4 protein-coding genes and 3 pseudogenes are annotated in these 12,060 nt (G+C 36.9%); 3 read left to right on the top strand and 4 right to left on the bottom strand.

Features of this window, described 5'->3' with window-relative positions; all coding sequences use genetic code 11:
- Positions 1 to 157: 157 nt before the first annotated feature.
- From D2C72_06545 to nusA, 3 genes and pseudogenes are all read left to right on the top strand, one after another.
- A pseudogene (locus tag D2C72_06545) lies at positions 158 to 2,796 on the top strand (TonB-dependent receptor).
- A 293-nt stretch (positions 2,797 to 3,089) separates the two neighbouring features.
- Positions 3,090 to 4,193 (top strand): L-seryl-tRNA(Sec) selenium transferase, encoded by a 1,104-nt coding sequence (locus tag D2C72_06540; GenBank protein QEF43907.1) that lies wholly within the window; start codon positions 3,090 to 3,092, stop codon positions 4,191 to 4,193.
- Between the two features lie 94 nt (positions 4,194 to 4,287).
- Positions 4,288 to 5,475 (top strand): transcription termination/antitermination protein NusA, encoded by a 1,188-nt coding sequence (nusA, locus tag D2C72_06535; protein ID QEF43906.1) that lies wholly within the window; start codon positions 4,288 to 4,290, stop codon positions 5,473 to 5,475.
- Positions 5,476 to 5,704: 229 nt separating this feature from the next.
- On the opposite strand, the pseudogene D2C72_06530 reads toward nusA, so the two are convergent.
- The 4 genes and pseudogenes from D2C72_06530 to D2C72_06515 form a co-directional block, all read right to left on the bottom strand.
- A pseudogene (locus D2C72_06530) lies at positions 5,705 to 6,423 on the bottom strand (hypothetical protein).
- Positions 6,424 to 6,455: 32 nt separating this feature from the next.
- Entirely contained in the window at positions 6,456 to 6,893 is a 438-nt protein-coding gene (locus tag D2C72_06525) for a DUF4065 domain-containing protein (protein QEF43905.1), read from the bottom strand.
- A 794-nt stretch (positions 6,894 to 7,687) separates the two neighbouring features.
- Positions 7,688 to 8,217, bottom strand: a pseudogene (locus D2C72_06520) (hypothetical protein).
- Positions 8,218 to 11,952: a class I SAM-dependent DNA methyltransferase gene (locus D2C72_06515; GenBank protein QEF43904.1), complete on the bottom strand. Its 3,735-nt coding sequence runs from the start codon at positions 11,950 to 11,952 to the stop codon at positions 8,218 to 8,220.
- Between the last annotated feature and the right edge of the window lie 108 nt (positions 11,953 to 12,060).

The following is a 12,060-nucleotide window of genomic DNA, read 5'->3' as shown; positions in this document are numbered from 1 at the left end:
AATAAAATGCTAAAACTTTTTTAATCACATTTTTCTTCATATTTTCTTAATCCTAAAACAAATTTAAGGTATTATTAAATAGAATAATGTAATAATAACCTTAGGTTTAAACTTGACTAAATTTTTTAGAAAAAAGTAAATAGAAAGGCTAAAAGAAATGCTTAGAAATCAATTTCGTATCGTGTTTGTCTCTTGTATTGTCGCTAGCAGTTTGCAAGCTCAAGAAAATACCCACACTTTGGGTAAAGTAACCACTAAGGGTGAAAGGACTTTTGAATACAACAATAAAATGTATATTGACAGGAAAGAGCTCCAACAACGCCAAAGCAACCAAATCCGTGATATTTTTAGGACTCGGGCGGATGTGAATGTGGCCAGTGGGGGCTTGATGGCGCAAAAAATCTATGTTAGGGGGATTGAGAGCCGTCTCTTAAGGGTAACCATAGATGGCGTCGCTCAAAATGGTAACATTTTCCACCATGACGCTAACACCGTGATCGATCCTAACATGATTAAAGAAGTGGAAGTGATTAAGGGGGCGGCGAACGCTTCAGCAGGTCCAGGTGCTGTTGCGGGTAAAATGTCTTTCACCACGATTGACGCTAACGACTTTTTAAGAAAGAATCAAACTTATGGGGCTAAAGCGGAAGCGGCCTTTTACACCAACTTCGGGTATCGCATGAACGCTACTGCAGCCTATCGTGGGAAGAATTGGGATATACTCGCCTATTACAACCATCAAAATATTTTTTATTACAGAGACGGGAACAACGCTTTTAGGGATCTCTTCCACCCTACTTTTGACTTGCAAGATCCGAGCAATAGCGACATTGGCGTAGGGACTCCGAGTGAAGTCAATAGCGTTTTAGGTAAAGTCAATGGCTATATCAACGACACGGATACCATCAGCTTAAGCTACAACATGACAAGGGAAAATTCCACCAGGCTTTTACGCCCTAACACCACTTCAGCCCTCTCCAAAGCCAATGACCCAGGAAGCCAGCCAGCGCCTTTTGTGATTGACTTTGGGAAAGAATTAGCCCATACGATCAACTTCAACCACAATTTGAGTCTGAAATACAAGCATGATGGAGGCACTAGTTTTAGTCAGCCGCGCGTTGAATCCACTGCCTTTTTAGGGGTAAGAGGAGGCGATTATAACCCTGTGGTGAATCCTTTCGCTTACAATTCTAACGAGCCAGCCAACCCGGATTATATCCCTGAAGTTAAGGATTGGTGTAACAATCCGGACAATATCAGCCAATGCACGCAAGGGGCTATCAGGCCTTCTAATGGAGGGTATCAAATAGGCTATGGCGCGCCTAACTCTATTAATTGGCAAGGGGATAGCGATTCTAGTGGAGGGGCGCAAGCAGGGTATGGGCAGCTTAACGCTACTATGCTTTCTGCAAGCGCGAATGTCTATCATGGGCTTGTTCCTAAAAATCCTGATTATGACATGACCCCCCTAACGCTCAAAACCCTAGCGCGAACGATTGGACCTTAGGGAATGCGGACGCTGAAGGCACTTTAGCCAGAAGGATTTTCTTAATCAACTCAGGCGTTAATGTTAAAGTCACCCACCCCATTAGCGAAGATTATGGGAACGTGTTTGAATACGGCATGATCTATCAAAACCTGAGCGTTTTTTCTGGATTGGATAAAGGCAAAAACGGCTATTATAAAAACAACATTGATCCTAACGACCCTAACGGGCCGGGCTTGCCTTACCGCCATTACTACACCGATCAAAGCTCTCAATACCCTCAAAATCTGAACGCGCCTAACCCGCTCTATCGTAACATGCCCCAAAATTCGCATGCGATCGGGAATATCATCGGAGGGTTCATGCAAGCGAACTACAATATTTTAAGCAATGTGATCGTGGGCGCGGGAACTCGTTATGATATTTACACCTTGTTAGACAAAAACGGCCGCACGCATGTAACTTCTGGTTTCTCGCCTTCTGCAACCGTGCTTTATAACCCCATTGAAAGCATTGGCTTGAAAGTGAGTTATGCGTATGTGACTAAGGGGGCTTTGCCTGGCGATGGCGTTTTGATGCGCGATCCCACGGTGATTTATCAAAGGAACTTGCGCCCTGCGATCGGTCAAAATGTGGAATTCAATGTGGATTTCAACAGCAAGTATTTCAATGTGCGCGGGGCAGCGTTCTATCAAGTCATCAATAACTTCATCAACAGCTACGGGCAAGACACTTCTAAAAATGGAGGGGGTAACGCGACCGCAAAAAACATGTCAGGGAATTTGCCCGAAACCATTAATATTTATGGTTATGAAGTTTCAGGGAACGTGAGGTATAAGAATTTCTTAGGGACTTTCTCAGTGGCTCGCTCTTGGCCGACGGCTAGGGGGCATTTATTGGCCGATACTTACGCTCTAGCTGCCACGACTGGGAATGTGTTTATCTTAAAAGCCGATTATGATGTTCGCAGGTGGGGGCTTACTTTAACCTGGCTCTCACGCTTTGTAACTAACATGTATTATGAGGGCTATTCTATCTATTACCCTCAATACGGTTTGATGAAAATCCATAAACCCGGGTATGGCGTGCATAATGTCTTTATCAATTGGACTCCTACTTCTAAAAAATGGCAAGGTTTAAGAATTTCAGCTGTGTTTAACAATATCTTAAACAAGCAATATGTGGATCAAACTTCTGTGTGGCAAGCGAGTGCGGACGCCCCAGCGAGCGATATGATCCCTAAAGATAAGCGCATGGCGCTCCCGGCTCCTGGATTTAACGCGCGTTTTGAGGTATCCTATCAGTTCTAAAATGAAAGAAATCTTAGGATTTCTTTTTGAATTTTGAACATGGAAACAAACATGAAAAAGCCCTATAGAAACCGCCAAACTCTATGGAAAAAGTTCCGCTCGCTCAATAAACTCATTAAGACGCTCTTAAGGATTTTAAAAAAGTAGTTTTATCAAAAATTTAGCGAGTTTAGTTTAAGATAACGCTTGTTTTAGCTCTCAAAAAAGGAACCAAACGCGCTCATCATGGCTAACATCACGACTAAAGAAACGCTTGAAATAACCCCGGATCTTTTGAAAAACCCTTATCAAAAATCATCAATGCGAGCGCGAGCGTTTTTGATGAAAAGCATGGGCGATCGTTTTTTAGCCCGCAATTTTATGAAAAAATTGAACCTTATTTAAAAGAAGTTTTAACCCAACCCATTGATTTAGAATGCGATCTCAACACCGCTAAAAAAACGAACCGCTTAACCCCCTTAAAACAGCTTTTTAAGGCGTGTTTTAACGCTGAAGAGGTTTTGATTGTGAATAACAACACCAGCGCGGTATTCCTCATCGCTAACGCTTTAGCGCAAGAAAAAGAAATCATTGTTTCTTATGGCGAATTAGTGGGGGGGAATTTTAACCTTAAGGATATTTTGTTAAATAGTGGGGCTAGGCTGCATTTAGTGGGGAATACCAATCGCGCTTATTTAAGGGATTACCGCTTAGCCTTGAATGAGAACAGCAAAATGCTCTTTAAAACCCACAACCCCGCTTTCAAAAAAGACACGCCCTTTAAAGATTTACAAACCCTAGCTAAAGAGCATGATTTGATAGATTATTACAATTTAGGGGATGTGGATTTATTAGACAGAACGACTTTAGAAGAAATTTTAGCCCTAAAACCATCGCTTTTAAGCTTTAGCGCGGATAAATCCTTTAACAGCGCGCAAGCGGGCATTATTATGGGGAAAAAAGAATGGGTTGAAATGTTAAAAAACCACCCCCTTTATAGAGCCTTGAGAGTGGGTAAAATCACGCTCACCTTGCTTTTTTGCAGCCTAAAAGCATGGGTCAATCATCAAGAAGACATTGCAATCCATGCGCTACTCCACCAAACTAAAGATGCCTTATTGCAAAAAGCTCTCAAACTCTACGCCCTTTTAAAGCCTTTAGAATTGAATGTGAGTATAGCCTCTAGCTTTTCTAAAATAGGGAATTTGTTTGGTAGGGAATTGGAATCCTTTTGCGTGAAAATCCAGTCCAAAAACACCCACGCTTTAAATGGTGAGAAACTTTATTTAAAGCTTTTCCAAAAAGGCGTTATTACAAGAATTTCATGCGAATTTGTGTGTTTTGAAGTCTTTAGCCTGAATGAAAAAGATTTGGAAAAAATCGCTCTGGTTTTAAAAGAAATCCTTAATAAGGCTTAAAAATTCGCTATAATAAAATTTCTTTTAAACGCGCCGCTCCCCACAATAGAGAATGACAAAAAACGACAGAACATCAATTTAAAGGAACTTAAGAATGGAAAAAATCAGCGACCTTATAGAATGCATTGCGTATGAAAAAAATTTGCCTAAAGAGATGATTTCAAAAGTGATTCAAGGCTGTTTGTTAAAAATGGCGCAAAACGAGTTAGACCCCCTAGCGCGCTACTTGGTGGTTGAAGAAAACAAGCAGCTCCAGCTTATCCAGTTGGTGGAAGTTTTAGAAGATGATGATGAAAGGTTAATTAACGATCCTTCTAAATACATCAGCCTGTCTAAAGCCAAAGAAATGGATCCAAGCGTTAAGATTAAGGACGAATTGTCTTACAGCTTGAGTTTGGAGAGCATGAAGCAAGGGGCGATCAACCGCCTTTTTAAAGATTTGCAATACCAACTAGAAAAAGCGTTAGAAGACAGCCACTTTGAAGCGTTTCAAAAGCGTCTTAACAGCGTTTTAATGGGGCAAGTGATTTTAGTGGATCACAATCAAAACACCTTTATTGAGATTGAGCAGCAATTTCAGGGCGTTCTTTCCATGCGCCATCGCATCAAGGGCGAGAGTTTTAAAGTGGGCGATAGCATTAAAGCGGTTTTAACGCAAGTCAAACGCACGAAAAAAGGCTTACTATTAGAGCTGAGCCGCACCACCCCTAAAATGCTTGAAGCTTTGTTGGAATTAGAAGTCCCTGAAATTAAAGATAAAGAAATTGAAATCATCCATTGCGCGCGAATCCCAGGCAACAGAGCGAAAGTGAGCTTTTTTTCCCATAACGCTAGGATTGATCCCATAGGCGCGGCTGTGGGGGTTAAGGGCGTGCGCATTAATGCGATCAGTAACGAATTGAATAAAGAAAACATTGATTGCATAGAGTATTCTAATGTGCCTGAAATTTATATCACTCTCGCGCTCGCTCCAGCCAAAATTTTAAGCGTTGAAATTAAAAAAATCCCCATAGAAGAATTGAATGCTGAAGAAAAAGAATCCGTTCAAGAGCGTTTTATTGTCAATAACCATTTGCAAAAGGCTAAAGTGCGCTTATTAGACATTGAAAAATCTAAAGCTATCGGTAAAGGCGGGGTGAATGTGTGTTTAGCGTCCATGCTTACAGGCTATCACATAGAGTTTGAAACCATTCCTAGCGTCAAAGAAAACGCAGAAAATGAAAGCGAAAAAGAAACGCCAAAAGTGGGGGTAGAAGCTTTAGAGTCTTTGTTTAAGAATTGAAATGATTTCTGTGAAACTTATTGAGTCCTTAATCAAAAGGAATTTAAGCTAAAAGGCTTGCGGTGTTCAATAAGCGCGTGGTTGAATTTCTTAAGGCTAAACTTGAAAGAAATAGTTCAGGTTTTTCAATGAATGATATTGAAATTTTCAAAATAGCAAAAAACACCCAATTAAGAAAAATTTGCATCAAATTTTATTAGAATGGACGCAAAAATGGGTTGGGTTGAATTTAAAGATATTTAGAAACTAATCTCTGTATTATATGCAATTCTCCCACAAAACCAATCATAAGTAGAATTGTAACTATTAAATTAAACCAAAACATGGGTTTTTTGAAAAAATTTTCTTGTTTATCTTTTTTCTCTTTTGATAAGGATATTTTTGATAAAAAAGAAAAAAGCAGATACAAAATATTCCCAAAAAAATAAAGCTATAAAAGCCATAACAAAAACCAAACGATAGGCGTTCGCTTTGTCAATATTTGATAAAACAGAAGTGGAAAATGCCAATCCCCCAACAAATGTTAAAACAATAGAGGCAAAAATACCTAAAATGGTTATGTATTGTGTTTGTTGCTTATTCAATTCTTCGCTTAATTTTTCATAGTTTTTATTTAGATCTTCTAACTTGATAGAAATATCTTTAACTCTACTCATTTTCTCATCAAAATCTTGCAGTCTGATACACTCTAAATTCATGTGATCATAAAGCTTTTCTAGTTTTGGTTTAATGCTTTCAACTTCTTTATTATTGAATCTCTTTGAGTGTCCTTATATTTTGTGTGAGCGTCATAAAGGCTTGCTCTCTATCCCTTGTGGAATTTAAAATAATAGTTGTAATTTTTGAGTATTTATGCTTGTATTCTCCTTGATAGATTTCTTTGAGATCTTTGATGATTTGATCTGTTTGGCTAGACAAATCCCCCTCTTCACACAGCAATACAATAATTTTTTCTAGCTTTTTATCTTTATCTTACTTCTTTAGTTTCCATTTGTTTGTTTGGCTTCTTGTCTGATCAAATCTTTACTAATGATTTCTTTTCTATCTTCTTTGAAGATTTTATGCCAAGCACCATCTTCTTTATGACTCTCTTTCACTAAATCCCAATAGGATTTTTTGCTGCATTTTTCTATGGAGCAATTGATGGTTTCAAGTTCATCTTTTCTAAGATTTTGTGAGAGCGTTTCTTCTTTGGGTTTGTCAATGGAATTGGCACCATAATTGCGGTATTCATAATACACTTCCCTTGCAACAGGCCCGTATTTCCAAGCTTCAAAATCATCAGAAACTAGGTGTTTGTCAAACTTTTTGATATAGTCAAGCTCTGTGAAATACAAAGTTTTTTGCAATTCCAGGTTGCTCAATTCTTTGTTTGAATGCTTAAGAATATATTTTGCTAGCTCCAAAGTATTGACCATTAATACCTCCTAGTCAGTTTTTGCTAATTTTAACTAAATATTGTTAACTTTCTAACCATTCCTTTTTCAATGATTTTAATCTCTTTATTTATAAAGATATTTTTCAAGAAAAAAGTAAGGCCAATAACTTAAGCTCTAAAAATAAGCTTTAAGTTAAAAATTTGCGGTATTGAACAAATATTTAATGGAATTTCAAAAATTTGGAAGAAAAGTTTTTCAATACGATTTTAAATGAGTGGTTTGCAGCTTTTATAGAAATCGTTTTTGTAAGATTAGGATAAAATAACGATCACCCCCTAATTTTTATTCCACTAGAGATTAGGGGGTAAATTACCTTCAAAGGATTACTATGTCCAAAAAACATGGTAAAAAGCCTTTGGTCGTATTATACTTAAAAATACCTTTTTTTAAGTATAGGGTTAAAATCGTTGTTAAAAAAACCCATTAAAACCAAAGGTTTCCCCTATTTAAGGGGTTTCCTTTAAGGTAAAGTGCTTTTTATTGCTTGTGAAGTTTTTTAATATGATTTTAAATTAGTGATTTAAAGCTTTTATAAAAATCGTTTTTTTAAGATTAGGATAAAATAACGCTCACCCCCTAATTTTTCGCTAGAGATTAGGGGGTAAAGTTTGTCTAGGAGACTTCTATGAGAAAAAATCATAGTAAATACTCAAACATTATACCTAAAAATCAGTTTTTTAGGGTTTTGTTTGGAATTAAAAATCAAACGATAGTTTTTCAAGAGTCCCCCTTTTTTAAAGGGGGGTGTTTCTTAGACAAAGATCAATCGCTTTTTATTTGTTCTGTTGCCAATATATAGATTCAAAAGCAATTCTATGGTATTTTTTTATAGCCCTTAAAACATCCGGTTTGACAATATAATCACTTTCTGTCGGTTCAAAAAAATCCCTCAAACTAAGATGACCTATCAAATTATCAAGTTCTTTCGTTCTAGGAATTTTATTTTGTTTTTTAGAATAACATTCATAAAGTTCTTTTTTTATCTCATTAGGGAATTGATGAATTTGATGAGCAGTTTTTTATCTATTTTATCTCTTTCATTTTGTTCGTATTTTTTAACCCTATACCAAAGAAATATTTGATAAAAAATAAGAAAAATAGCGTAAAAGAAAAAGAAAATAAAGAAAAAAGAAAGAGAAAAAGAAAGGATTTTGTTTTGGGTGTATTGGAAAATAGACTCAAAAATAAAGTGAAAAACCCCTTTTGGATTTACAATAAAAACAATAAGCGAAACGACAAAAGCAAGCAGAAAAGAAATTCTTGATCTCATTTCATGCAATATCTTTTCAAATAACTTTTCCATTCACTGCCCGTCTTCAATAATTTTGATTTCTTCATCGGTGAGGTGGTAGAGCTGATAGACTAAGGCGTCAATTTCTTTTTCTAATCTTTGAGTGTTGGCTTTAGGGTCTTTTTCTTTTAGCGCTAGGATTTGCTTCGCGCCATCGGTGATTTTATCGGCTAATTCTTGGTTTTGTGGCGTGATTTTAGGAATGGGTATTTTTTCTAAATTATTTGTTTTTAACTCGCCCTCAATACCTCCTCCCATATAAAACTTACGCATAGCAAAATAAATGCATTTAGAGTTTAATAAGGCTGTGATATATTTGATTTCTATCTTATCGCCTGTAATAATATTTGCAGGCGCTGGAGCATAAAATCCTTTTTCTTCATAAACAAAACAAGGCTCTTTAGCCATAATACAAGGATACACAATTTTCTCTTTTTCAAAATCCTCTAAATACGCGCAATTCCTTAAGTGATAGGGGGTGTCTCCTTGATCGGATCGTGTTGCAATAGTGTCGTAATGAGAGTTTAAATGCGTTTTGATTGCGGGGTATTTTTCTATATCAATGGGAGGGATTTTAGATTTGAGATTAGAAGTGTAGCCGTTATGGGTGTTAATAACCCACTCCCCCGCCCACTCATAAGAATACCTTTTAATGTCTTTCCCTCTTAAAATAGGCTTGATGAGCGTTTCTGTGCGCTTTCTTTCTTCTTGCGTCTTGCAAGCGTTCAAAATCTCTTCTCTTTTTTCAGTGGTAATGATAAAGGCTTCGTTAGCGCCGGTTTTTATCCCATAATTGATTTGAATACCCCAGTCTTTAAGCGGGGTGCCGACACTCTCTATTTTGTCCCTTAAGTCTAAAAGCGTGGCGTTGGCAAAAATAAAGCTTTCTGTTGAAAGCGCGTTTTGCCTCATGGGCAAAGAGTGGGCGCTTTTCAAATCGTTTTTATCGTTTGGGGTGGGTTTGCAATAATTAAAGCGGCTCTCTTTAGGGGGCGATTGTTTGATGAAACTCGTAATACTGGTATCCACGGTGGCGCTCTCAAAGACTTTTAAGGCGTTTAATTCCATGTAGCTAACAATGGTGGTTTTTTTGAGCAGCAATCCTCTTAATTTAGCGCCGTATTTGGCTCGCGCGTATTTGTTGGAAGTGATGAAAGCGTTAAACCCCTTTTCTTTTAAAAGGTGGTAAGATAGGGCAAAAAAGTAGGTGTAAATGTCAGCGGTGCTGTTGTAGAAATCTGGGTATTGCTTTTCTAATAAAGGCTTTATGTCTTTGATTTGTTCTTGGCGGATGTAAGGCGGATTCCCAATGATGCAATCAAAGCCTAAAAAATCCCCCTCATCGTTCAACACTTCAGGGAATTCAAAGCGCCATTCAAACGCATTTTGATACTCTCTACCACTTAAGGCATCATCAAGCTTTTTTCTTAAAGCTCTAATACGCCCATAAGACGCAAAAGCCTCTTCCTCTTCTTTAGGGCTTAGTTTGAGCACGCCAAAAAGGCTTGGGATAAAGTAATTTAACCCATCTAGCAAACTCTTATCATCTAGAGCAAAGAAATTGTATTTTTTGATGTGTTTTTCAATAGCCTTTTCAAGCTCTGCTTTGGTTTTAGAGTCTTTGAGCTCTAGGGAAAAAGTTGTTTTTAGGTCTTGGATTTTGTTGGTGAGATCTGTTTTATTTAAAGGAAAGAGAGGGTTTGGGTCTTTGTATTGAGCGACTAAATCTTTGTATTCTTGGATTTTTTTCTTGATGTTGGGGATCTTTTTAAGATCGTCATGCAAGCTAAAGCGTGAGATCAAGCTGTTACCGCACTTAATGTTAATATCAATGTTGGGGAGGGTTTCAAGCGCGTTAGTGTTTTTGCCCTCTTCAAAAATATAATAGCTGTATTTTAAAAGCTCTATCCATAGCCTAAGCTTGGTGATTTCGCAAGAATTGGGGTTAATATCCACGCCAAAAAGGCAGTTTTCAATGATGGATTTTTTAAGTTCAAAAAGTTCTTTTTGGATGTGGTGGTGGGGGTCGTTTTCGCTATGCGCTTTGGTGTAGTTAAAGATTTCACCCGTTTGCATGTTCTGAATGATGATTTCATCGTTTTCTAATCTGAGAGAGTGGCGATACAAGGAAGCAATAAGCCCTAGCTCATAAGCAATCCACACCATTTCATTGAGCGCAGAAACCAAGAAATGCCCGCTCCCCACCGCCGGATCGCAAATGCGTAAAGTGAGAAGGAGTTGCAAGTATTCTTTGCGTTTATCCTTTTTATAGCTTGTGAGGTAATTTTTTAATTCTTCTAAATCTTCACATTCTATATTATATTTTTGATTGAATTTATCCAACACGATGGACGTGATACTCTCTTTACACATGTAGCTTGTGATAAAGCTTGGGGTATAAAAGCTCCCCTCTTTATAGCCGTTGAGTTTTTCAAAAACAAGCCCTAAAACGCTAGGGTTAATCAAATGGCTTTCGCTGGTATCCTTATTATCTTTAATGTCTTCAGGGGTGGTGGTGAATTTATAAAGATGCAAAAATGCAAAAAGGTATTCCAGCAAGGGCAAAGCTTTTTCTTTTTGGTATTTTTCATGTTTTTTAAGATCGGATTTAGGGTAAATCTCTAAAGGCTCGTTATTGAGCGATTTGATTTCATGCCCCTTTAATTCTAAAGGCGTTTTATCAAACAAACTGGAATTCAAATAAGGGATTTTTCCTGAAATCTCTTTTTCTAAGGAACACTCGTTATTTTTCTTGGCTAAAACTTCAAAAAAGAGGGTGTTTAGGGCCTTGAAATCTTTAAAGTTTTCTGTGGTTAAGAAAGGTTTTTCAAAATGATTGAAAGAAATTAAAAGGCTTTCTAAAAGCCGTAAAAACAAGATTCTGTTATTCCAAGCGATGAGCAACGCCATGACTTCTTCATCGTCTAAATTTTCGTATTTCTTTTTTAAAGCAGCGCTTAGGGAGTTTTGGGTGCGGCTGGGCTTGATTAAAATTTTCCCTTTTTCATTTTGCTCTTCTAACCCTAAAATGTAGAGCAATTCTTCATAAAAATCTTTGTTAAGCGTGTTAGCGTCAAGGGTTTTCTTTTGTTTTAAAAGGACTTCTTGGCTTAAAACTTGATAAATCAAAGGAAGTTCTTTAAAATCATCGTTTAAATTAAAGTAAGTATAAGGGAGTTTGCCTTGAAAATCTTCTTTCAAATATTGTTCTAAATCTTCGTAAAATTTTGGTTTTGAAGAGTCTGTGCCTTCTTTTTGAGCGTAATTTTTATAGAATTTTTTGATGCGTTGATCTTCTTTTAAAAAAAGCAAATCCTTACAATCAAAGAGAAAAAATTCATGCGCATTGCAAATAATGGTGTGTTTTAGGGAATTGTTTTTTTCTTTTTCTCTCTCTTCTAAAAAATACAAAACCATTTGACAAAAGGCCTTACTGAGTGGGTTTTCTTTGTTTTTAGGGAATTCTGTCTTTTTATTTAGAGCTTTGACTTCAATAAGCACCCAAACTTCCCCATCCACATAGATCGCGCTATCCACTTTTTTATGGGTGTTGCAGCGATAGCCATAAGTGTTTTTTAAAAACTTATTAATTTCATTTTTTTGAAATTCTTCATCATCTCGTCTTTTTGCGTTTTCTAATAAGCTGTTTATTTCTTTTTCAAAATCTTCTATAGTTTCCTTTTTGGGTTCTTGGGGATTGTGTTTTTTAATAAAATCTTTGAGCGGGATGCGAGCGAAACTCATCATAAAACGCCTTTGAAATGGGATAAAAACGATTATAACAAAAGCGCAATGAATTTTAAATAAAACGCTTTTCTTTAAAATTGTTCCATGTGAAACATTAAAGTAATCAGT

The organism is Helicobacter pylori, assembly GCA_008032955.1.
In the GTDB taxonomy this organism is placed as follows: domain Bacteria; phylum Campylobacterota; class Campylobacteria; order Campylobacterales; family Helicobacteraceae; genus Helicobacter; species Helicobacter pylori_DC.
This window is presented reverse-complemented; position numbering and strand designations above follow the sequence as displayed.

What these genes read in the sequence shown, in the direction of transcription:
- D2C72_06525 (QEF43905.1), bottom strand. Translation starts at nt 6,893, where the DNA reads ATGGTCAATACTTTGGAGCTAGCAAAATATATTCTTAAGCATTCAAAC.
- nusA (QEF43906.1), top strand. Translation starts at nt 4,288, where the DNA reads ATGGAAAAAATCAGCGACCTTATAGAATGCATTGCGTATGAAAAAAAT.
- D2C72_06515 (QEF43904.1), bottom strand. Translation starts at nt 11,952, where the DNA reads ATGATGAGTTTCGCTCGCATCCCGCTCAAAGATTTTATTAAAAAACAC.